The sequence below is a fragment of the Saccharopolyspora thermophila genome (genome assembly GCF_014646075.1).
GTDB lineage: Bacteria > Actinomycetota > Actinomycetes > Mycobacteriales > Pseudonocardiaceae > Saccharopolyspora > Saccharopolyspora thermophila.
In genome coordinates this window covers 117,886-139,437 of record NZ_BMMT01000012.1, presented here as the reverse complement: position 1 = coordinate 139,437, position 21,552 = coordinate 117,886, and the positions used below count along the sequence as shown (strand labels likewise).

Here is a 21,552-nt window from a genome sequence, read left to right as displayed (position 1 = left end):
GGACCGTTGATGGGCTGGGCAGAGGTGTTCGCGCGCGTCCTGGGGGGCGACGCCCCGGTCGAGATCAGCGCCTTCGACGGCAGCCGGGTCGGACCGGCCGGATCGGACGTGCGCGTGGAGATCCGTTCCCCGCTGGCGCTGTCGCACCTGGCCGCCGCGCCCGGCGAACTGGGCCTCGCGCGCGCCTACGTCAGCGGGGCGATCGAGGTGCACGGCGACATGTACACCGCCCTGTCGGCGTTCCCGGCCGTCGCGCTGGAGGACATCCCGCCGGGACTGCGCCGCGAACTCCTGGTGAAGCTGGCCGGATACCGGTTCTGGTGGCCGGTGAAACCTCCCGCCATCGAGCATCGGCCGTGCGGCTGGCGGCACTCCAGGCGCCGCGACAGCCGGTCCATCTCGTACCACTACGACGTGTCCAACCGGTTCTACGAGTGGGTGCTGGGGCCGTCGATGGCCTACACCTGCGCGGTCTACCCGTCGGCGACCGCCACGCTGGAGGAGGCGCAGTTCGCCAAGCACGACCTGGTGGCGCGCAAGCTCGGCCTGCGCGAGGGCATGCGGCTGCTGGACGTCGGCTGCGGGTGGGGCGGCATGGTCATTCACGCCGCCGAGCACCACGGGGTCCGCGCGCTGGGCGTGACCCTGTCGCGGCAGCAGGCGCAGTGGGCGCAGAAGACCATCGCCGAGCGCGGCCTGGCCGACCTGGCCGAGGTGCGTCATCTTGACTACCGGGACGTCACCGAGACCGGTTTCGACGCGGTCAGCTCCATCGGACTCACCGAGCACATCGGGCTGGCGCAGCTGCCGTCGTACTTCTCGTTCCTGCACGACAAGCTGCGACCGGGCGGGCGGCTGCTCAACCACTGCATCACCCGGCCCGACGGCAGCCGCGGTTCCCGGCCGGGCAGGTTCATCGGGCGCTACGTGTTCCCGGACGGGGAGCTGGAGCCGGTGGGCACCCTGGTGTCGGCGATGAACGACAACGGGTTCGAGGTGCGCCACGAGGAGAACCTGCGCGAGCACTACGCGCTGACCCTGGCCGGGTGGTGCGAGAACCTGGAGCGGCACTGGGACGAGGCCGTCACCGAGGTGGGGCTCAGCCGGGCCCGGGTGTGGCGGCTGTACATGGCGGCGTCCCGCCTGGGCTTTGAGCGCAACGTCGTCCAACTGCACCAGGTACTCGGCGTCCGCCTGGACGGCACCGCATCCCGCATGCCCCTACGCCCAACCTGGTGACCCACACCAAGCGCCCGCACCCCTGACGCGGTCACTCTCGCAAGAAACACACACGCCCACCACCCACCGCCGCCCCAACTCCACCGAAACTTGGGTCCCGACCCCCACGTTGGCCGCAATGTTGGTGCCCGGGGGGGGGCTGGGGAGGAGGCCGGTGCGGGGGGATCACCTTAGGTCGGTCAGGGACAGTGGTGGGATGAAGTCGCCGATGCGGGTGCGGACCCAGAAGGCGCCCGTCTCGCGGCGTTCCCGCCGCGTGGTGAACCGGTAGCGGTACAGCTGGGCGCGAACCAGGGCCGGGGGCCGGTCCGGGAACGGGTTGCGCCGCAACAGGCGCAGCACGTGCTCGTCGTTGCGCAGCAGCGCGAGCACCAGCCCCGGCAGCCACGTGCGGCCGTAGCTGGGCGACAGCGCGAGGAACCACATCAGCCAGTCCAGCCGCAGGTGGTACGGCGCCACCTGCGGCGGCCGGCGGTACGGGTCGCCGGGCTTGCCCCTGAACTCGTACTCGCGCCACGGCCCGCCCTCCTCGGCCGCCCCCTCGATGATCACTTCGTAGCGGGTGCGGGTGACGCTGCCGAACGCGCCGTAGGTGTTGCCCAGGTGCAGCTTGTTGAAGCTGAGGTTCATCACCTGGCGGCGGCCCAGCATGTTGCGCACCGGCCAGTAGCTGAGCACGACGAACACCGCGGTCAGCATCAGCACCACAGCGGCGAACCACCCCGGCAGGGGCTCCAGCGGCGGCGGGGCGGGGGTCACCAGGCCCAGCAGCCACGGTCCCATCACCGAGCACGCCAGGGCGATCGTCAGGAAGTTCAGCCAGGCGAAGTTCCCGCTGACCATCAGCCACAGCTGCGTGATCACCACGATCAGTGCCGCCACGCCGGACGCCGGTTGCGGGGCGAACAGCACGAACGGCACGCCCAGCTGGGTGCCGTGGTTGGCCAGCACCTCGATCCTGTGCAGCGGACGCGGGAGCCAGTGGAACCAGCGGCTCAGCGGGCCGGGCATCGGCTGCGTCTCGTGGTGGTAGTACAGCGCCGTGAAGTCCCGCCAGCAGGTGTCGCCGCGCAGCTTGATCAGTCCCGCGCCGAACTCCACGCGGAACAGCAGCCAGGCCAGCAGCCACAGCACCGGGGCGGGCGGCACCAGCGACCCGGGCCCCAGGAAGGCCACCAGAAACCCGGTCTCCAGCAGCAGTGACTCCCAGCCGAACGCGTACCAGACCTGGCCCACGTTGACGATCGACAGATACAGCACCCACAGCAGCAGCCACAGCACCAGCCACGCCCACAGCGGGCCGAGGTCGGCGACCAGCGCCAGGACGCTCCCGGCGATGCCGACCCAGCACACCGCGGCGAAGAACCGGTCGGAGTAGTGCAGGTGGAACAGGCTCGGCGCGCCGCGGAACGACACCCGCGCCAGGAACCGGGAGATCGGGGTCAGCCCGCGTTCGCCGAGCAGACCCCGGAACTGCCGGAGGGCGCAGGTGAAACCCAGCAGGTACCCGACCGCGACCAGGTGCTGCACCGCGAACCGCGCGGCCCAGTAGTCAGGGGCCGCCAACCAGTCCCACATCGCGCCACCGTCCCCAGCTGCTCCACCCTCGGACACCGGCGTCCACCCCAGTGTGGCCCGGCGCGGTCGGGGAGCGCGGTCGGGACCGGCGCAACACCGCGACTAGGATCGCGGACCGGACGTGCGGGGTGGAGGCGAGCTGTGCTGGACGACGTCGTGGGGGTGTTGGCCTGCCCGCACTGCGGGGCCGGGCTGGACCGGGACGGCACCAGCCTGCGCTGCCCGGCCAATCACGTGTTCGACATCGCGCGGCAGGGTTACGTGAGCCTGCTGCCCGGCGGGACGCGCGTCGTCGGCGACACCGCGGCGATGGTGGCCGCGCGGGCGACCTTCCTGGACGGAGGTCACTACGCGCCGATCGCCGACGCGGTCGTGGCGGCGCTCGCCGGTGTCCAGGGCTGCGTCGTGGACGTCGGCGCCGGGACCGGGTACTACCTCGCCCGCGTGCTGGACGCCTCGCAGGAGCGCACCGGGTTGGCCCTGGACGTGTCGAAGTTCGCCTGCCGCCGAGCGGCCCGCGCCCACGCGCGCATGGGCGCGGCGACGGCGGACGCGTGGCAGCAGCTTCCGGTGCGCACCGGCGCGGCCTCAACGCTGCTGAACGTCTTCGCGCCGCGCAACGCCGCCGAGATGCATCGTGTGCTGCGCCCGGGCGGACTGCTGGTGGTCGTCGTGCCGAACTCCGATCACCTCACGGAGCTGGTCGGGGCGCTGGACCTGCTGGCGGTCGACGAGCGCAAGCAGCAGCGGCTGTCCGAGCAGCTCGCCGACCGGTTCGAGCCGGTCTCCCAGCGCGTCTGCCGGTTCCCGCTGTCGCTCACTGCGGCAGACGCCGAGGCCGTGGTGGGAATGGGGCCGAGCGCCTGGCACGCCGATCCGGGGCGACTGCGGGAGCGGATCGCGGCCGTGCCGGAGCCGGTCACGGCGACCGCGTCGGTGACCGTCGCGGTGTACCGGCGTGCCTGAGACCGCCGGGTCCGAAGTGGACCCGGCGGGCCCGGTCGTCACTTCGGTTCGTGCACGGTCTGCGGGATGCCCCACGGGTTGTCGTCGCGGAGGGCTTCCGGCAGCAGCTCCTGCGGGACGTTCTGGTACGTCACCGGGCGCAGGAAGCGGTCGATGGCCGCGGTGCCCACCGAGGTGAATCGCGAGTCGGTGGTGGCCGGATACGGGCCGCCGTGCTGCATCGCCGGGGACACCGCCACCCCGGTCGGCCAGCCGTTGAACAGCAGCCGCCCGACGCGCTCGCGCAGCCGGGACACCAGGCTCGCGGCGAACTCGGTGTCCTCGGGTTCGGCGTGCACCGTCGCGGTCAGGTTCCCGTCGAAGATTTCCGCGGCGCGGCGGGCCTCGTCCGGCGAGCGGTAGGTGACCACGATGGACAGTGGGCCGAACACCTCCTCCAGCAGCTCCTCGCGGTGGGCGAGCAGGGTGTCCACGTCGGTGGTCAGCAACGTCGGCACCGCGCCGTCGTCGATGCTGCCCTCGGCGAGCACCCGGACCCCGGGCACCCCGGTGACCGCTGCCCGGCGACCGCAGTAGCCCTCGTGCAGCCGCTCGTTGAGCAGCCGGTGGGCCGCGACGGCCTGCGACTCGGCGACCAGCACGTCCTCCAACCCGTGGTCGGCGGGCAGGAACACCAGGCCCGGCTTGGTGCACAGCTGACCGGCATTGCCCGAGTACGAGGTGACGTAGCCCTTGGCGATCTCCTCGCCGCGGGCGCGCACCGCCGCGGGCGTGACGAACACCGGGTTCAGGCTACCGAGTTCGCCGAAGAACGGGATCGGCGTGGGCCGCGAGTTCGCGATGTCGAACAGCGCCCGCCCGGCGGGCACCGAGCCGGTGAAGGCCGCCGCCCTGATCCGCGGGTCCCGCAGGGCGGCCGTGCCGGTCTCGAAGCCGAGCACGACGCGGAAAACGCCGTCGGGAGCACCGGAGGCGCGCAGCGCCTCGACGAGGACCTCGCCGGTGCGCACGGACAGCTCCGGGTGGCCGGGGTGTGCCTTGAGCACCACCGGGCATCCTGCGGCCAGCGCGGAGGCGGTGTCGCCGCCGGCGACGGAGAAGGCGAACGGGAAGTTGCTCGCGGCGAACACCAGGACCGGACCCACCGGCACCAGCATCCGCCGCAGGTCCGGCTTGGCGCCCAGCGGGAACCCGGGGTCCGCGCGGTCCAGGGTGGCCTGCAGGTAGCGGCCCTCCGCCAGTACCTCGGCGAACAGCCGCAGCTGGAAGGTGGTGCGCTTGAGCTCGCCGGTCAGCCGGGCCTCGGAGAGATGCGACTCGGCCATGGCCAGTGGCACCAGGTCGCCGGCGGCGGCGTCGAGGGCGTCGGCGACGGCGCCGAGCTGCCGGGCGCGGGTGGCGGGCGGCAGTTCGCCGAAGCTTCCGGCGACGTCGGCGGCTCGCTGCAGAACGGTGTCGAGTTCGGCGGGGCTGGTGTCCGGAATCCGTGTCGCGGTCAACGTGCCATCCTTCTGCGCGGTATGCGACCACCCAAGTTCGCCTGAACCCGGACATCCCCACCCCAGGGCGGGGTTTCCGGGTTTGCCTGAAGTTGGGCGTCTGCCTCGTCCGGGGTTTCCTAGATTCGAAAGCCCTCACCCAGGGTGGGGACCCACGGGTGCTGACCCCTACACCGTAGTACGCCCATGGACGGCAGGTCGCACGGCGTTCGAAATCTGGAACGGGGTGAGGGGCTGAGGAAGCGCGACAGGCACCTCCCGACCGAGCGAGCCGGTCCGGAAGATGCCCGTCACCTGGTGCAGATCAGCTCTCGGCGCGGCTGATGCGCACCATCTCCTCGCGGGGGACGACCTTGATCCGCTCGCGGCCCCGGGCCTCGCCCTGCGCCTTCTCGTGCGCGTCCAAACGGCCCCAGCCCTCCCAGGTCGTGTATGCCACGCCACGCTCGTCGAGCAGCCGCAGGACGCTGTCCCGCTCCGGCTGCTCCGCCCGCGGCAGCGCCTCGCGGTCCGCAAGCAGGTGGGTGATCGTCTCCAGCGCGTCGCCCTTCGTGTGGCCGATCAGGCCCACCGGGCCGCGCTTGATCCAGCCCGTGGTGTAGACGCCCCGTATGGGCTCACCGTCCAGGTCCAGCACCCGGCCGCCGTCGTTGGGCACGGTGCCCGTCGCGTGGTCGAACGGCACGTCCGCCAGCGGCGAGCTCAGGTAGCCCACCGCCCGGTAGACCTGCTGCACCGGGTAGGTCTCGTACTCGCCGGTGCCGCGCACGGTCCCGTCGCCGGTGAGCTCCATGACCTCGACCTTCAGTCCCTCGACCCGCTCGTCGCCGAGCACCGCCACCGGCGCCCGCAGAAAGTGCAGGTGCAGCCGGCGCGCGGTGTCGTGCTTCGGGTCCCGCAGCGCCCAGTCCTGCAGCGTTTTGACGATCGTCTTCACCTGGTTGTTGGTACGGATCGCCTCCTCGCTGGCCCGGTCGAGCTCGAAGCCCTCGGGGTGCACGATGATCTCGACGTCGTCCTGGTGGTCCAGCTCCCGCAGCTCCAGCGGGGTGAACCTGGCCTGCGCCGGGCCCCGCCGGGCGAACAGGTGCACGTCGGTGACCCGCGAGTTTTTCAGACCACGGTGGACGTTGTCCGGGATCTCGGTGCTGAGCAGGTCGTCGGCCTGCTTGGCCAGTACCCGCGCCACGTCCAGCGCGACGTTGCCGGCGCCGATCACCGCGACCTGCTCGCCGTCCAGCGTCCAGTCCCGCGGCGCCTCCGGGTAGCCGTCGTACCAGTAGACGAACTCGGCCGCGCCGTAGCTGTGCGGCAGGTCGATGCCCGGGATGTCCAGCGGCCGGTCCCGGTCCGCGCCGGTGGCGAAGATGACCGCATCGTAGTGGTGGCGCAGGTCGTCGAGCTTGATGTCCACGCCGTAGTCGACGTTGCCCAGAAACCGGATCTCCGGCTTGTCCATCACCCGTCGCAGCGCGCTGACGATGCCCTTGATGCGCGGGTGGTCGGGGGCCACACCGTAGCGGATCAGGCCGTAGGGAGCCGGCATCCGGTCCAGCAGGTCGATGTCGACCGGGGTCTCGGACTTGGTCAGGGTGTCGGCGGCGTACACACCGGCCGGCCCGGCCCCGACGATCGCGACTCGCAGCGGGCGGGTCATGCGCTCTCCTCACTGTGCGCCCCGCTCGGGCGCTGGTCGACTGGGCCCGCGCGCGGTCCGCCCAGGTGTTGTGGGTCCGCGGGACGTGCACGGGGACCCCGTAAGCTTAGGCATGCCTTACCCCCGATCCCGCGATGCGGACCGGTGACAATGCTCATAGGGCGCCCCCGCTGCCGGGTGGCGAGGTTAGGCGGAAGGGCTGCTGAGGTCGCCCACACCGCGTACGTGGCCGAGTGCGGTACGTGACAGTAAGATCACGATGGGATCGTCGACCCAGCCGCTGCCCGGCGCGTCGCAGCGGCGGCGAGCGTCAGGTGCAGGGCACGTGAGAGACAGGTGGGGAGATGCGCCAGGAGTCGGTTGGTCGGTCGCAGCCCGCGGGTCGCGGGGCGGAAACGTGATCACCAGAGTGGACCGACTGGAGTTCGCGCAGCGCTGGAAGCGGGAGATCGTGCACACCAGCTACGTCCCGCTGGCCCGGGCTGACATCGTCCAGCACCTCGCTGACTGCGTCGACCGACTCATCGGCGAGCTCACCGGCGCGTCCCCGCCCGGTGCGGCGCTGGACGTGGGTGCCGAACTGGTACAGATCCACTTCACCAACCCCGAGGTGCTGTCCCGCACCCTGCGGCTGTTCGCCGCCGACCTGCCGGCGCTGGTGCCCGGCCTGCGCCGCGACCGGTTGTTCACCGCCCTCGGCGACCTGGCCGCGGGCTTCGCGGGGCGGCTGCGCGAGCAGACGTTCGACGAGCAGGAAGTGATCAAGCAGGCCGTCCTGCACGCCAGGGACGCCGCCGAGGAGGCGCTGCGCGCCAGCGAGGCGCGGTTCCGCGCGGTGTTCACCGCCTCGGCGCTGGGCATCGCGGTGGTCACCCGCGACGGCGTGATCGAGGAGGTCAACGCGGCGATGACGCGGATCTTCCGCCGCGCCGAGGCCGACCTCGTCGGCGCCGCCGTGTTCGAACTGGTCGACGACGAGTGGCTGGACGCGCTCACCGACGTCGTCACGGAACTGGCCGCCGGGGACGCCGGTCACGGCTTCCTGGAGACCCGCTTCACCGCGTCCGACGGCGCGCACGTGTGGACCCGACTGTCGGCATCGTTGGTGCGCGACGCGGGCGGCGAACCCGGCTACCTCGTGCTGCTCTACGAGGACATCACCGACCGCCACATGCTCCAGGAGCAGTTCCGGCGGCAGGCCACCCACGACCCGCTGACCGGGCTGGCCAACCGCACCCAGCTGCAGACCAGCCTCGACGAGGCGCTGGAGCGCACCCACCCGGGACGCCGGGTGGGGCTGTGCTATTTCGACCTGGACGGCTTCAAGGCGGTCAACGACAGTCTCGGCCACCCGATCGGCGACCGCCTGCTGCGGCAGGTCGCGCAGCGGCTGGAGGTGGTGACCCAGGACGAGGGCGCGCTCGCGGCGCGGATGGGCGGCGACGAGTTCGTGGTGCTGGTGCCCGACTCGCAGGGCGCCACCGCGGTCGTTGACCTGGTCGAGCGGCTGCTGCGGGAGATCACCCGGCCGGTGCTGATCGGCTCCCACGAGCTGAGCGCCTCGGCCAGCGTCGGCATCGTGGAGCGCGAGGTTGACGGGACCGACGCGGACGCGCTGCTCCGCGACGCCGACATCACGCTCTACCGGGCCAAGCGGGACGGGCGGGCCCAGTGGGTGCTGTTCGACCCCGAGCGCAACGCGGCCGCCCGCCACCGCTTCTGGCTGTCCGCGGCGCTGCCCGCCGCCCTGGACCAGAACGAGCTGTTCGTCGAGTACGAACCCGTCCAGCGGCTGGAGACCGGCAAGCTCGTCGCGGTCTGCGCCAACGTGCGCTGGGACCACGAGGAGTTCGGCGAGCTGGGGGCTGACCGGTTCGTGGAGGTGGCCGAGGAGACCGGTCTGATCACCCGGCTCGGCAGCTGGGTGCTGGAGCAGGTGTGCCGGCACGCCGCCCGTTGGGCGGAGCGGCTCGGCGACGACGCGCCGGTGGCCGCGGTGAACCTGTCGGTGCGGCACTGCCGGGACCCGGAGCTGGTGGCCGACGTGCAGGGCATCCTGCGGCGCACCGGGCTGCCGCCGCGGTCGCTGGCGCTGTGCCTGCCGGAGCGCGCGCTGTTCGATCACCAGGGTGACCCGGTGGACACCCTGGAGATCTTCGCCGAGATGGGCATCCGGTTGGTCGTCTACGAGTTCGGCGGCGACTACCGCGGCGTGGGGCGGCTACGCCACCTGCCGCTGTCCGGGATCCGCATCGACGGTCCCCACCTGGACCGGCTCGCCGAGCCGACGGACCCCGACCCGCTGGACGAGCACCTCGTGCGCTGCGCCGTCGGCGCCGCGCAGCTGATGGACTTCCCGGTGATCGCCGGCGGGGTGCGCACCGAGCTGCAGGCGCGCCGGCTGCGCGAGTTCGGCGTCAGCCTGGTGCAGGGGCCCTACGCCGGGGAGCTGGCCTCGGCGCTGGAGATCGAGCAGATCGTCGCCGCCTCCCGCTGACGGCCTGCGAAAGCGGCGCGGCCGCCCGGCCCGGGCGCAAGCAGGAGTTCGGCGACGACCGCCAAGGTCCCGCGCACCCGGGAGCGGCGGTAGGTGTGCTGCGACATCCCGATAGCATCGGGATGCGAAGCGTATCCACGCCGGTCGGCGACCGGCACCAGCCGAGGAGTGATCGTGTCCGTACAGCCGTCCCACGCCCAGCAAGTTCTCCGGGTGAAGGTTCCGGCGGGCACTACCGCGGGGGCTGCGGTCGCCGAGGCAGGGTTGCCGTCCAAGGGCCCGGAAGCGATCGTGGTCGTCCGCGACCCGGACGGCATCCTGCGCGACCTGGCGTGGGCGCCGGAGGTCGACGTCGAGGTGGAGGCGGTGGCCGCCGACACCGAGGACGGCCGCAGCGTCATCCGGCACTCCGCCGCGCACGTGCTGGCCCAGGCGGTGCAGAACCTGTTTCCGGACGCCAAGCTGGGCATCGGCCCGCCGGTGCGGGACGGCTTCTACTACGACTTCGACGTGGACCGGCCGTTCACCCCCGAGGACCTGCAGGCGCTGGAGAAGCGCATGAAGCAGATCATCAAGTCGGGGCAGAAGTTCCAGCGCCGTCGGCTGGATTCGGTCGAGGCCGCCAGGCAGGAGCTGGCCGCCGAGCCGTACAAGCTGGAACTGGTCGACCTCAAGTCCGATGTGGACACCAGTGAGGTGATGGAGGTCGGCGGCGGCGAGCTGACCGTCTACGACAACATCGACCGCAACGGCGAGGTTGTCTGGGGCGACCTGTGCCGCGGCCCGCACGTGCCGCACACCCGGTACATCCCCGCGGTCAAGCTGATGCGGGTCGCCGCCGCGTACTGGCGGGGCAACCAGAACAACCCGCAGCTGCAGCGGATCTACGGCACCGCCTGGGAGTCCAAGGAGAAGCTCGCCGAGCACCTGGAGCTGCTGGCCGAGGCCGAGCGCCGCGACCACCGGCGGCTCGGTGCGGAGCTGGACCTGTTCTCCTTCCCGGAGGAGATCGGCTCCGGCCTGCCGGTGTTCCACCCCAAGGGCGGCATCATCCGGCGCGAGCTGGAGAACTACTCCCGGCAGCGTCACGAGCAGGCCGGCTACGAGTTCGTCTACACCCCGCACATCACCAAGGACCAGCTGTTCAAGACCTCCGGACACCTGGACTGGTACCGCGACGGCATGTTCCCGGCGATGCACCTGGACGAGGAGCGCGACGCCAACGGCGAACTGCGCAAGCCCGGGGTGGACTACTACCTCAAGCCGATGAACTGCCCTTTCCACAACCTGATCTTCCGCTCCCGCGGCCGCTCCTACCGGGAGCTGCCGCTGCGGCTGTTCGAGTTCGGGTCGGTGTACCGCTACGAGAAGTCCGGCGTGGTGCATGGGCTGACCCGGGTGCGCGGCATGACGCAGGACGACGCGCACATCTACTGCACCCCGGAGCAGCTGCAGGACGAGCTGACGTCGCTGCTGAGCTTCGTGCTGGACCTGCTGCGCGACTACGGCCTGGAGGACTTCTACCTCGAGCTGTCCACCCGCAACGAGGAGAAGTACGTCGGCGACGACGAGAGCTGGGCGGTGGCCACCGAGGCGCTGCGCACCGCCGCGGAGAGCTCCGGTCTGGAACTGGTGCCCGACCCGGGCGGCGCCGCCTTCTACGGCCCGAAGATCTCCGTGCAGGCCAAGGACGCGCTCGGCCGCAGCTGGCAGATGTCGACCATCCAGGTTGACTACCACCTGCCGGAGCTGTTCAACCTGGAGTACACCGCCCCGGACGGCAGCAAGCAGCGGCCGATCAAGATCCACCGGGCGCTGTTCGGCTCCATCGAGCGGTTCTTCGGGGTGCTCACCGAGCACTACGCGGGCGCGTTCCCGGCCTGGCTGGCGCCGGTGCAGGCGGTTGGCATCCCGATCGCCGACGATCACGTGCCGCACCTGCAGCGGGTGGCCGCCGCGCTGCGCGCCAAGGGCATCCGCGTCGAGGTCGACACCAGCGACGACCGGATGCAGAAGAAGATCCGCACCCACACCACGCAGAAGGTGCCGTTCCTGCTGCTGGCCGGGGACAAGGACGTGGCGGCCGACGCGGTGTCGTTCCGGTTCCGTGACGGCAGCCAGGTCAACGGGGTGCCGCTGACCACCGCGGTCGATTCGCTGACCCGCTGGGTCGAGCGGCGGGAGAACGCCTCCCCGACGGCGGAGAACTTCCGGGCGGAGGTGTCATGAGCGACGCTGTCGCACTTCTGGCTGGAGGACACCGGCCGGATGCGGGTGTCCGGCAGGACGCGGAGGTGTCGTGAACGAGCTTCCCGAGGGCGTGGAGCTGATCGAGCAGCCTGGTGTCGGCGTGCCGGACGCGTTGCAGCGGCTGTGGACCCCGCACCGGATGGCCTACATCCAGGGCGAGAACAAGCCGGTCGGCGACGACAGTGACGGCTGCCCGTTCTGCCGGTTGCTGGACTCCGGCCGACCGGACAGCGAGACGCTGATCGTGGCGCGCGACGAGCTGGTGTTCGCGATCCTGAACCTGTACCCGTACAACCCGGGGCACCTGATGGTGCTGCCGTACCGGCACGTGGCCGACTACACGGAGCTGACCCCGGCGGAGACGGTGGCGCTCGCCCAGTTCACCCAGCGTGCGATGCGGGTGATCCGAAAAGTGTCCGCGCCGCACGGGTTCAACATCGGGCTGAACCAGGGGCCGGTGGCCGGGGCGGGGATCGCCGCGCACCTGCACCAGCACGTGGTGCCCCGGTGGGGCGGCGACTCGAACTTCATGCCGGTCATCGGGCACACCAAGGTCCTGCCGCAGCTGCTGGGCGAAACCCGCGAGCTGCTGGCTGACGCCTGGGCCCGGGTTCGGTAAACCCGCGCTCGGGACGGGAACGGGCCGAGGACGCCCATCCTGGCCCGTTCGGGCGGCGATTCCGGGTGGAGATCGGCGCGTCGATCCCCGCGACAGTGACGTGTCACCAAGGTCACGGAGTGCCGCGTCGGCGCCCGCCCGGCTGGCGGGGTGATCACCGGCGGCTAGTCTGCAAGAACGGCAAACGACTGCACAGGTGGCTGGCACTTCAGGCAATGCTCAACATCTTCGCGCGGGCTTCACTATCGCGGCTGACCAACCCAATCGGCGCGGGGCTGGTCCGGCTCGGGCTGTCGCCGAACGCGGTGACGGTGGTCGGGACCACGCTCAGCGCCACGGCGGCGCTGTGGTTCTTCCCGCGCGGCGAGTTGTTCGTGGGCACCGTGGTGGTCGCGGTGTTCCTGCTGTTCGACATCGTCGACGGTGCGATGGCCCGCGCCGGGGGCAGGGCGTCCCGCTTCGGCGGGGTGCTCGACGCGAGTTGCGACCGGCTGGTCGACGGCGCCCTCTTCGGTGCCCTGGTGTGGTGGGCGCTGGTCGTGGAGGTGGACCGGCTGCGCGGCCTGGGGCTGCTGATCTGCCTGGTCACCGCCCAGGTGATCTCCTACGTCAAGGCTCGTGCGGAGGCCAACGGGCTGCGGGCCGACGGCGGCCTGGCCGAGCGTGCGGAGCGGTTCCTGGTGATCCTGGTGGGCACCGGCCTGCACGGTCTGGGCGTCCCGTACGTCCTGGACGTGGCGGTGTGGCTGCTGGTGGTGATGTCGCTGATCACCATCGCCCAGCGTCTGGTCGCGGTCCACGCGTCGTACCGCGCCGGCGAGTCGGGCGAGGGGCACCCCTGACGTGAAGTGCCCCCGCACCGTCATCTGGTTCACCAGCCGCGCTGGGCGTAGCGCTGCTGCTCGGAGAGGTCGTCGAGGTTGATGCCGACCATGGCCTCGCCGAGCCCGCGGGAGACCTTCGCGATCACGTCCGGGTCGTCGTAGAACGTGGTGGCCTTGACGATCGCCTCGGCCCGCTTGACCGGGTCGCCTGACTTGAAGATGCCCGAGCCGACGAAGACGCCCTCCGCGCCCAGCTGGCGCATCATCGCCGCGTCGGCGGGGGTGGCGATGCCGCCCGCGGTGAACAGCACCACCGGCAGCTTCCCGGTCCGGGCCACCTCCTGGACCAGCTGCACCGGGGCGCGCAGCTCCTTGGCCGCCACGTAGAGCTCGTCCTCGCCGAGCACCGACAGGCGGCGGATGTCGGCGCGGATCTGGCGCATGTGCCGGGTCGCCTCGACCACGTTGCCGGTGCCGGCCTCGCCCTTGGAGCGGATCATCGCCGCGCCCTCGGAGATCCGGCGCAGCGCCTCGCCGAGGTTGGTGGCACCGCACACGAACGGCACCGTGAAGGCCCACTTGTCGATGTGGTTGGCCTCGTCGGCGGGGGTGAGCACCTCGGACTCGTCGATGTAGTCCACGCCCAGCGACTGCAGCACCTGGGCCTCCACGAAGTGCCCGATGCGCGCCTTGGCCATCACCGGGATGGACACCGCGTTGATGATGCTCTCGATCATGTCCGGGTCCGACATCCGGGCCACGCCGCCCTGCGCGCGGATGTCGGCGGGCACCCGCTCCAGCGCCATCACCGCGACCGCGCCGGCGTCCTCGGCGATCTTGGCCTGCTCGGGCGTCACCACGTCCATGATCACGCCGCCCTTAAGCATCTCGGCCATGCCGCGCTTGACCCCGTCGGTCCCGGTCCGGGTGGTGCTGGTGGTGTCCTTGGCGTCGACGGTAGTCACTTCGACCTTCCTGTTGTTGTTGTCGTCGGTGGTGCGCAGGGATGCGCAGCGCGCCGACCTCGCGCTGGAGAGGTTAGTGCCGAACTGGACCACTTCAACGGTCCACTCTTGGGCTTTTCCGGTAGTCCACTTGACTCCCGTGGCGACCGCCAGCCCTTGCACGACCGGTGGCCGAGGTGTGTGATCGGTGACACATCCGGTCGCCGGGAGCGGAAACGCGCAGGGAGTAGCCATGGGAAGCAAACAAGGCGGCGCGGTAGGAGGGCCGGCGATCCCGGCCCCTTCAGATCCCGCCATGATTCGCAACGTCGTGCTGGTCGGCCCGTCGGCGGCGGGTAAGACCACGCTGGTCGAGGCGCTGCTCGCGGCCACCTCGACGATCCCCCGGGCGGGCACGGTCACCGAGGGCACCACGGTGTGCGACCACGAGCCCGCCGCGATCGAACAGCAACGGTCCATCGGTCTGGCCGTCGCCCCGGTGCAGTACGGCGAGATCAAGATCAACCTCATCGACACCCCCGGCTACGCGGACTTCGTCGGCGAACTCCGCGCCGGGCTGCGCGCGGCCGACGCCGCGCTGTTCGTGGTGGCCGCCGCCGAGGGCGTCGACGCCGCCACCCGGGCCATCTGGCAGGAGTGCGCGGCGGTCGGTATGCCGCGCGGCGTGGTGATCTCCCGGCTCGACCAGCCCCGCGCGGACTTCGACGGCGCACTGCTGGCCTGCCAGGACGCCTTCGGCTCCGGCGTGGTCCCGCTGTACCTGCCGCACCGCGGCGCCGACGGCGAGATCTCCGCCCTGGTCGGCCTGCTCACCGGCAGCCTCTACGAGGTCGGAGGCGTCCACCCGGCCGACGAGCAACTGCGCGAGCTCTACGACGAGCAGCGCGGCGAGCTCATCGAGGCGATCATCGCCGAGAGCGAGGACGAGTCGCTGATGGACCGCTACCTCGGTGGCGAGCAGATCGACGAGAACACGCTGATCAGCGATCTGGAGACGGCCGTGGTCCGCGGTGGCCTGCACCCGGTGGTGCCGGTGTGCGCGGCGACCGGGCTGGGCGTGCGGGAGGTGCTCGACGGCATCGCCCGCGGCTTCCCGTCGCCGCTGGAGCACCCGCTGCCGGAGTTCACCGACCCACAGGGCCGCCACCCGCGCACGCTCACCCCCGACCCGTCGGGGCCGTTGGCCGCCGAGGTGGTGCACACCTCGGTCGACTCCTACGTCGGGCGGGTCTCCCTGGCGCGCGTGTTCTCCGGGACGATGCGCCCGGAACGGCCGGTGCATGTCTCCGGGCACGGCATGGCCGAACGCGGGCACCCCGACCACGACGAGGACGAGCGGGTGGCGCACCTGTACTCGCCGCTGGGCGCGAGTCTGCGCGAGGTGCCGCACTGCATCGCCGGTGACCTGTGCGCGCTGACCAAGATCGGGTCGGCCGAGACCGGCGACACCCTGTCGGACCCATCGGACCCGCTGCTGCTGACCCCGTGGCCGATGCCCGAACCGCAGCTGCCGATCGCGGTCACCGCGCACACCCGCAGCGACGAGGACGCGCTGGCGCGCAACCTCAACCGGCTCGTCGCCGCGGACCCGAGCCTGCGGCTGGAACGCGACAGTGCCAGCCACCAGCTGGTGCTGTGGTGCATGGGCGAGGCGCACGCGGACGTGGTGCTGCAACGGCTCCGCGAGGGGGGCGCGGAGATCGACACCGTGCCGGTGCGGGTGCCGCTGCGGCAGACGTTCGCGCAACCGGCCAAGGGGCACGGGCGCCACGTCAAGCAGTCCGGCGGGCACGGCCAGTACGCGGTGTGCGACATCGAGGTGGAGCCGCTGCCGCGCGGGTCGGGTGTCGAGTTCGCCGAGCGGGTTGTCGGGGGAGCCGTGCCGCGGCAGTTCATCCCCAGCGTCGAGAAGGGCGTGCGCGCGCAGGCCGAGAAGGGTATCACCGAGGGGTGTCCGCTGATGGATATCCGCGTGACGCTGGTGGACGGCAAGGCGCACAGCGTCGACTCGTCCGACGCGGCGTTCCAGGCGGCGGGGGCGCTGGCCCTCAAGGCCGCCGCGGAACAGGCGGGGCTGGTCACCCTGGAGCCGGTCGACGCGGTGGAGGTGCGCATCCCGGACGAGCACCTCGGGGCGGTGCTGGGTGACCTGTCGAGCCGCCGCGGCAAGGTGATCGGCACCGAGCCGGAGGACGGCGGCTGGACGGTGGTGCGGGCGCACGTGCCCGCGAGCGAGCTCATGCGCTACACGATCAACGTGCGTTCGCTCAGTTCCGGCAGCGCCACGTTCACCCGGCACTTCGAGAGCTACGAGCCGGTCCCGGAGTCGCTGCTCGCGCAGATGACCACCAGATGATGGGTGTCGGCGATTCCGGTGGAAACCGGCTTGAGGTGATGTCCACTGGGATCGCCGCCTCCCGCGGCGTCAGACGTGTTCCATGACGAGGACCGCCTTGGTGGTGGGGGCAAGCGCCTCGTAGCGGTGCGGGACGTCGCCGGAGAACGAGATGTAGTCGCCCACGTCGAGCTCCACCGGGTTCTCCTCCGGGCCGACGCGCAGCTTCCCGGCCGTGACGATGACGTGCTCCACCGAACCCGGGATGTGCGGGTCCGCGTGCCGCACCCCGCCCGGTTCGAGCTCCAGCACGTAGAGGTCGCGGCGGGTGCCGGGCTGCCCCGACGACAGCAGGGCGGCGGCGTAGGTCGACTGCTCGGAGCGCACGATCGGCACCTGGCCGGCGCGGACGACCCGCACCCGGGGCGTCGGCGGGTCGACGAGCCGGCTGAACGGCACGCCCAGCGCCACGCCCAGCGCCCACAGCGTCTCGACGCTGGGGTTGCCGGTGCCCGACTCCAGTTGGGAGAGCGTGGATTTCGCGATGCCGGCGCGGCGGGCGAGTTCGGTCAGGGTCAGCCCGGCGCGGTCGCGCTCGCGGCGCAGCGACATGGCGATGATCTCCAGCGGCGCGGCCGGGGAGTTCTCGGTCTCACTCATGCTGTTCGGTCTGCCGGTCCAAAAATTCGTTTTGACGAACGCTCCTCGTTTCGTTCAGGATAACGAACGTGAGTGCGTTACAGCGAACACGAACGGCTTTCTGGCGGGATGCGCTGGTGCGCGACGTGCTGTCGATGGCGCTGGCGATGGCCATCGTGGGGGCCTCGCTGGGCGCGATCGCGGTGAGCAGGGGCGTACCGCTTCCGATGATTACCCTGATGGGGGCGGTGGTGTTCGCCGGCGGCTCCGAGTTCATGGCGGTCGGCCTGATCACCGCCGGCGCCGCACCGCTCACCGCGGTGCTTGGCGGCCTGATGCTCAACGCCCGCCACTTCCCGTTCGGCCTGGCCGTCGGCGGCCTGCTCGACCGCGGCTGGCCGAGCCGGCTCGTCGGTAGCCACCTGATGGTCGACGAGTCGGTCGCGTTCGCGTTGGCGCAGGACACCACCGCGGAGAAGAAGCGCGCCTACTGGCTCACCGGCATCGCGCTGTACTGCGCCTGGGCGCCGTCGGTGTTCCTCGGCGGCCTGCTGGGCCAGGGCATCGGCGACCCGAGTGCCCTCGGGCTGGACGCCGCCATGCCCGCCGCGCTGCTCGCGCTGATCATGCCGTCGCTGCGCGAGCACCGGACGCTGCGGGCGGTGGCGCTCGGCGCGCTGATCGCCGTGGTGACCACCCCGGTCCTGCCCGAGGGGCTGCCCGTCATGGCCGCCCTGATCGGCCTGGCCGCCGCGCTGCCGCTGCCCAAGCGGATCGAGGTGACCCGATGACCCTCGGGGTGATCTTCGCGCTGGCCGCCGGGACCTACGCGATGCGACTGGCCGGTCCGCTGCTGCGCGGGCGGATCCAGGTCTCGCCGCGCTGGGAGCAGCTGATGTCGATGGCGGCGATCGTCCTGCTCGCCGCGTTCGTGACCACCAGCACCGCCTTCGAGTCCGGCGGGTTCGCCGGGTGGGCCCGGTTCGCCGGGGTCGCCGTCGGCGGCGTGCTGGCCTGGCGGCGCGCGCCGTTCGTGGTCGTGGTCGTCGCCGCGGCCGCCACCACGGCCCTGCTGCGGCTGGCCGGACTCACCTGACTTTCGTCCGGGTTCGTGCGGCGCCGGTCCCGGGCTTCGGCCGGACACGCGGATGCAGGACAATCGGAGTCGTGACGAAACCCGTTGTCGGAGTTCTCGCCCTGCAGGGTGGGGTGGCCGAGCACCTGGCCGCGCTGGAGCGCAGTGGGGCCGACGCGCGTCCGGTCCGCCGTCCCGAGGAGCTGGCCGCGGTGCACGGCATCGTGCTGCCGGGCGGGGAGTCCACCACCATGACCCGCCTGCTGGACACCTTCGAGCTCTACGAGCCGCTGCGCGAGCGGCTGGCCGCCGGGCTGCCTGCGTTCGGGTCCTGCGCCGGCATGATCATGCTGGCGCGCGAGGTGCTCGACCAGGACCCGCAGCTTCCGGCGGTGCGGCCGCTGGGAGCGCTGGACGTCGCGGTGCGCCGCAACGCCTTCGGCCGGCAGGTCGACTCCTTCGAGACCGACCTGGAGTTCACCGGCATCACCGACGGCCCGGTGCACGCGGTGTTCATCCGCGCCCCGTGGGTGGAGAAGGTCGGTGACGGGGTCGAGGTGCTGGCGAGCGTGCCCGAGGACCCGGACACCACGGGACGCGGCGGGGCCGCCGGTAGGATCGTCGCGGTTCGGCAGGGACCGGTGCTCGCCACTGCTTTCCACCCGGAGCTGGTCAGCGGGGACGAGCGCGTGCACCGCTATTTCGCACAGATCGTCCGCGCGCAGTGAAAACGGCAGCGCAGGCGTAGAACGACGGAGGAGAGATGAGCGGCCACTCGAAGTGGGCCACCACCAAGCACAAGAAGGCCGCCCTCGACGCCAAGCGCGGCAAGCTCTTCGCGAAGCTGATCAAGAACATTGAGGTTGCCGCACGAACCGGTGGGGGCGATCCCGAGGGCAACCCGACCCTGTACGACGCCATCCAGAAGGCCCGCAAGAACTCGGTGCCGTTGGACAACATCGAGCGCGCGCGCAAGCGCGGTGCCGGTGAGGAGGCGGGTGGCGCCGACTGGCAGACGATCATGTACGAGGGCTACGGCCCCAACGGCGTCGCCATGCTGGTGGAGTGCCTGACCGACAACCGCAACCGCGCCGCCGGCGAGGTGCGCACCGCGATGACCCGCAACGGCGGCTCGATGGCCGACGCCGGTTCGGTGTCGTACCTGTTCAACCGCAAGGGCGTCGTCCTGCTGCCGAAGAACGGGCTCAGCGAGGACGACGTGCTCATGGCGGTGCTGGAGGCCGGCGCCGAGGAGGTCAACGACCTCGGCGAGAACTACGAGATCCTGTCCGACCCGGCCGACCTGGTCGAGGTCCGCAAGGCGCTGCAGAACGCGGGCATCGAGTACGACTCGGCGGAGACCAACTTCCTCGCCTCGGTCAACGTCCAGCTGGACGCCGAGGGCGCCAAGAAGATCTTCAAGCTGATCGACGCCCTGGAGGACTGCGACGACGTGCAGAACGTCTACGCGAACTTCGACGTCTCGGACGAGATCATGGCCGAGGTCGGCTGACGCCACGTGACCGCGCCGCTCCCGCCGGTACCCGCGACCGGGCACCGGCGGGAGCGGTGTGCTTCGCGGGCAGAATGGCGCCCGTGGTCGACAGCGATGAGGGACTGCGCCGCTGGCTGGTGAACGAGGCCGACAGGCACGGCGCGGCGGTGGTGCACGTGGCCGGCGACGACCGCGGCGCGTCGTATGCGTTCTCCGTCGGGGCCTGGCGGCGCTTCGGGAAACCGGAAGTGGTCGTGATCGGGCTGCCCCAGGAGGTGGCGCACGCGGTGGTCCACACCTACGTCGAGCGTGTCGCGGCCGGGGAGCGGTTCCGGCCCGGCACGCTGTACGAGGGCTTCCTGCAGGGGTGCCCGGTGACCTTCGAGAAGGTCGCCCTGCGGCACTACCCGGAGTTCCTCGGCAGCGCGTTTGTGGTCTACAACGGCGCGGACTTCCCCGCCGTGCAGCTGATTGCCTCGAGCCCGGACGGGGGCCGGTTTCCGTGGCAGGACGACGCGCCGGGTGGTTTCCGCGAGTACCAGCCGGTGCTGACCGACAGCGGTCTGCCGGAGAGCTGGACCCCGGGCGTCGACGGGCCCTGAGCGCGTGCGGGCCGAGGCCGCGCGCTGTCGTGATCGGGTGGGTGCGTGTCGGTGCTCGGCCCGCGGTGCGCGGTTCGCTAGGGTTCGAACGGATGTTCACGGGTTGTTGATGGCTGGGCAGGTGGCTGCGTGCGCGTGTTGGGAGTCGACCCCGGGCTCACTCGCTGCGGGCTTGGCGTGGTCGACGGCGGCCGCGGCCGCGAGGTCGCCTGCGTCGCGGTCGGCGTGGCCCGCACGCCCCCGGAGTGCGAGCTGTCCGCCCGGTTGCTCGCGGTCGCCGACGTGGTCGAACAGTGGATGGACCGGCACCGCCCCGAGGTGGTCGCCATCGAACGCGTCTTCAGCCAGCACAACGTGCGCACGGTGATGGGCACCGCCCAGGTCTCCGGGGTCGTGGCGCTGGCCGCCGCGCGCCGCGGCCTGCCGGTCGCCTTCCACACGCCGAGCGAGGTCAAGGCGGCCATCAGCGGCTCCGGGCGGGCGGACAAACGCCAGGTCACCACCATGGTCACCAAGATCCTCGGGCTGGCCACCGCGCCGCGGCCCGCCGACGCCGCCGACGCGCTCGCGCTGGCCGTCTGCCACCTGTGGCGGGCCCCCATGGCGAACCGCCTCGCCGAGGCCGAGGCCAGGGCAGCCGAGCTCGCCCGCAACCACCGCGCCCGGCTCCGGGCGGCGCAGCAGGCCGCCCGGACACCAGCAGGAAGGAAACCGCGATGATCTCCACGGTGCGAGGTCCGGTGCTGTCCATCGGGCTGGACCACGCCGTGATCGAAGTCGGCGGGGTCGGCCTGGCGGTGCACGCCACCCCGGCGACGCTGGCCGGACTGCGCCGCGGCGAGGAGACCCGGCTGTGGACCTCGCTGATCGTGCGCGAGGACTCGCTGACCCTCTACGGCTTCGCCGACGCCGAGTCCCGCGACCTGTTCGGCCTGCTGCAGACCGCCTCCGGGGTCGGCCCGCGGCTGGCGCTGGCCACTCTCGCGGTGCTCTCGCCCGACCAGCTCTGCCACGCCCTGGCCGACGGCAACCTCACGGTGCTCACCCAGGTGCCGGGCATCGGCCGCAAGAGCGCCGAGCGGCTGATCCTGGAGCTGCGGGACAAAGTGAGCGCGGTGGCCGCGCCCGGACCGGGGGCCGCACCGGACCGCGCCCGGGTGCGCACGGAGGTGTCGGAGGCGCTGGTCGGCCTGGGCTTCTCGGCCAAGCAGGCCGAGCAGAGCGTGGAGGCGGTGCTCGCGTCCGGCGACGGCGACCTGGACACCTCGGCGGTGTTGCGCCGGGCGTTGACCAAGCTGGGACCGAAGTGAGG

At 71.6% G+C, this 21,552-nt stretch carries 19 protein-coding genes; 14 read left to right on the top strand and 5 right to left on the bottom strand.

What is annotated here, in order from left to right:
* Positions 1–9: 9 nt before the first annotated feature.
* Positions 10–1,239, top strand: coding sequence for an SAM-dependent methyltransferase (locus tag IEY17_RS17355; RefSeq protein ID WP_188989002.1), 1,230 nt, complete (start codon positions 10–12; stop codon positions 1,237–1,239).
* A 165-nt stretch (positions 1,240–1,404) separates the two neighbouring features.
* On the opposite strand, the gene IEY17_RS17350 is transcribed toward IEY17_RS17355, so the two are convergent.
* A complete protein-coding gene (locus IEY17_RS17350; protein WP_188989085.1) occupies positions 1,405–2,817 on the bottom strand; it encodes a lipase maturation factor family protein in 1,413 nt (470 codons plus the stop codon).
* Positions 2,818–2,958: 141 nt separating this feature from the next.
* Here IEY17_RS17350 and IEY17_RS17345 point away from each other — a divergent pair, with 141 nt between their 5' ends.
* Positions 2,959–3,783 (top strand): putative RNA methyltransferase, encoded by an 825-nt coding sequence (locus IEY17_RS17345; RefSeq protein ID WP_188989000.1) that lies wholly within the window; start codon positions 2,959–2,961, stop codon positions 3,781–3,783.
* 38 nt (positions 3,784–3,821) lie between these two features.
* Here IEY17_RS17345 and IEY17_RS17340 read toward each other — a convergent pair whose 3' ends face one another.
* Positions 3,822–5,282 (bottom strand): aldehyde dehydrogenase (NADP(+)), encoded by a 1,461-nt coding sequence (locus tag IEY17_RS17340; RefSeq protein WP_188988998.1) that lies wholly within the window; start codon positions 5,280–5,282, stop codon positions 3,822–3,824.
* A 304-nt stretch (positions 5,283–5,586) separates the two neighbouring features.
* Entirely contained in the window at positions 5,587–6,939 is a 1,353-nt protein-coding gene (locus tag IEY17_RS17335) for an FAD-dependent oxidoreductase (protein WP_188988996.1), read from the bottom strand.
* A gap of 397 nt (positions 6,940–7,336) precedes the next feature.
* On the opposite strand from IEY17_RS17335, the gene IEY17_RS17330 reads away from it, so the two are divergent.
* The 4 genes from IEY17_RS17330 to pgsA all read left to right on the top strand — a co-directional run bounded on the left by IEY17_RS17330 (position 7,337) and on the right by pgsA (position 13,147).
* Positions 7,337–9,436: a putative bifunctional diguanylate cyclase/phosphodiesterase gene (locus tag IEY17_RS17330; RefSeq protein ID WP_229680251.1), complete on the top strand. Its 2,100-nt coding sequence runs from the start codon at positions 7,337–7,339 to the stop codon at positions 9,434–9,436.
* Positions 9,437–9,649: 213 nt separating this feature from the next.
* On the top strand, positions 9,650–11,665 hold the full coding sequence (gene thrS, locus IEY17_RS17325) for a threonine--tRNA ligase (RefSeq protein WP_188989083.1): 2,016 nt from the start codon (positions 9,650–9,652) through the stop codon (positions 11,663–11,665).
* Between the two features lie 160 nt (positions 11,666–11,825).
* A complete protein-coding gene (locus IEY17_RS17320; protein ID WP_229680262.1) occupies positions 11,826–12,305 on the top strand; it encodes an HIT family protein in 480 nt (159 codons plus the stop codon).
* Positions 12,306–12,520: 215 nt separating this feature from the next.
* Positions 12,521–13,147: a phosphatidylinositol phosphate synthase gene (gene pgsA / locus IEY17_RS17315; RefSeq protein WP_188988990.1), complete on the top strand. Its 627-nt coding sequence runs from the start codon at positions 12,521–12,523 to the stop codon at positions 13,145–13,147.
* A gap of 29 nt (positions 13,148–13,176) precedes the next feature.
* Here the strand turns inward: pgsA and pdxS are convergent, their stop codons facing one another.
* Complete coding sequence (gene pdxS / locus IEY17_RS17310; protein WP_188988988.1) at positions 13,177–14,094, bottom strand: pyridoxal 5'-phosphate synthase lyase subunit PdxS; 918 nt, start codon at positions 14,092–14,094, stop codon at positions 13,177–13,179.
* 232 nt (positions 14,095–14,326) lie between these two features.
* Between pdxS and IEY17_RS17305 the strand changes: the two genes are divergently transcribed.
* A complete protein-coding gene (locus IEY17_RS17305; RefSeq protein ID WP_188988986.1) occupies positions 14,327–16,450 on the top strand; it encodes an elongation factor G-like protein EF-G2 in 2,124 nt (707 codons plus the stop codon).
* 69 nt (positions 16,451–16,519) lie between these two features.
* Here IEY17_RS17305 and IEY17_RS17300 read toward each other — a convergent pair whose 3' ends face one another.
* Complete coding sequence (locus IEY17_RS17300) at positions 16,520–17,089, bottom strand: helix-turn-helix domain-containing protein (protein ID WP_188988984.1); 570 nt, start codon at positions 17,087–17,089, stop codon at positions 16,520–16,522.
* A gap of 68 nt (positions 17,090–17,157) precedes the next feature.
* On the opposite strand from IEY17_RS17300, the gene IEY17_RS17295 reads away from it, so the two are divergent.
* From IEY17_RS17295 to ruvA, 7 genes are all read left to right on the top strand, one after another.
* The gene (locus IEY17_RS17295) at positions 17,158–17,859 is read left to right on the top strand and encodes an AzlC family ABC transporter permease (RefSeq protein ID WP_188988982.1); all 702 of its coding nucleotides are present in this window, start codon (positions 17,158–17,160) and stop codon (positions 17,857–17,859) included.
* The gene (locus tag IEY17_RS17290) at positions 17,856–18,164 is read left to right on the top strand and encodes an AzlD domain-containing protein (RefSeq protein ID WP_188988980.1); all 309 of its coding nucleotides are present in this window, start codon (positions 17,856–17,858) and stop codon (positions 18,162–18,164) included. The genes IEY17_RS17295 and IEY17_RS17290 overlap by 4 nt, the downstream gene beginning before the upstream one ends.
* A gap of 71 nt (positions 18,165–18,235) precedes the next feature.
* Positions 18,236–18,871: a pyridoxal 5'-phosphate synthase glutaminase subunit PdxT gene (gene pdxT / locus IEY17_RS17285; protein WP_188988978.1), complete on the top strand. Its 636-nt coding sequence runs from the start codon at positions 18,236–18,238 to the stop codon at positions 18,869–18,871.
* Between the two features lie 35 nt (positions 18,872–18,906).
* Positions 18,907–19,656: a YebC/PmpR family DNA-binding transcriptional regulator gene (locus IEY17_RS17280; protein ID WP_188988976.1), complete on the top strand. Its 750-nt coding sequence runs from the start codon at positions 18,907–18,909 to the stop codon at positions 19,654–19,656.
* 74 nt (positions 19,657–19,730) lie between these two features.
* Complete coding sequence (locus IEY17_RS17275) at positions 19,731–20,240, top strand: DUF4262 domain-containing protein (protein WP_188988974.1); 510 nt, start codon at positions 19,731–19,733, stop codon at positions 20,238–20,240.
* A 129-nt stretch (positions 20,241–20,369) separates the two neighbouring features.
* Entirely contained in the window at positions 20,370–20,960 is a 591-nt protein-coding gene (gene ruvC, locus IEY17_RS17270) for a crossover junction endodeoxyribonuclease RuvC (protein ID WP_188988972.1), read from the top strand.
* On the top strand, positions 20,957–21,550 hold the full coding sequence (gene ruvA, locus IEY17_RS17265; protein ID WP_188988970.1) for a Holliday junction branch migration protein RuvA: 594 nt from the start codon (positions 20,957–20,959) through the stop codon (positions 21,548–21,550). Before ruvC ends, ruvA begins: the two co-directional genes overlap by 4 nt.
* The last annotated feature ends 2 nt before the right edge of the window (positions 21,551–21,552 follow it).

Bases quoted from the DNA above. Each gene is read 5' to 3' on its own strand.
- IEY17_RS17335 (WP_188988996.1), bottom strand. From the start codon at position 6,939: ATGACCCGCCCGCTGCGAGTCGCGATCGTCGGGGCCGGGCCGGCCGGT.
- IEY17_RS17305 (WP_188988986.1), top strand. From the start codon at position 14,327: ATGGGAAGCAAACAAGGCGGCGCGGTAGGAGGGCCGGCGATCCCGGCC.
- IEY17_RS17350 (WP_188989085.1), bottom strand. From the start codon at position 2,817: ATGTGGGACTGGTTGGCGGCCCCTGACTACTGGGCCGCGCGGTTCGCG.
- IEY17_RS17280 (WP_188988976.1), top strand. From the start codon at position 18,907: ATGAGCGGCCACTCGAAGTGGGCCACCACCAAGCACAAGAAGGCCGCC.
- IEY17_RS17320 (WP_229680262.1), top strand. From the start codon at position 11,826: ATGGCCTACATCCAGGGCGAGAACAAGCCGGTCGGCGACGACAGTGAC.
- IEY17_RS17355 (WP_188989002.1), top strand. From the start codon at position 10: ATGGGCTGGGCAGAGGTGTTCGCGCGCGTCCTGGGGGGCGACGCCCCG.
- IEY17_RS17300 (WP_188988984.1), bottom strand. From the start codon at position 17,089: ATGAGTGAGACCGAGAACTCCCCGGCCGCGCCGCTGGAGATCATCGCC.
- IEY17_RS17290 (WP_188988980.1), top strand. From the start codon at position 17,856: ATGACCCTCGGGGTGATCTTCGCGCTGGCCGCCGGGACCTACGCGATG.
- ruvA (WP_188988970.1), top strand. From the start codon at position 20,957: ATGATCTCCACGGTGCGAGGTCCGGTGCTGTCCATCGGGCTGGACCAC.
- pgsA (WP_188988990.1), top strand. From the start codon at position 12,521: ATGCTCAACATCTTCGCGCGGGCTTCACTATCGCGGCTGACCAACCCA.
- IEY17_RS17275 (WP_188988974.1), top strand. From the start codon at position 19,731: ATGGCGCCCGTGGTCGACAGCGATGAGGGACTGCGCCGCTGGCTGGTG.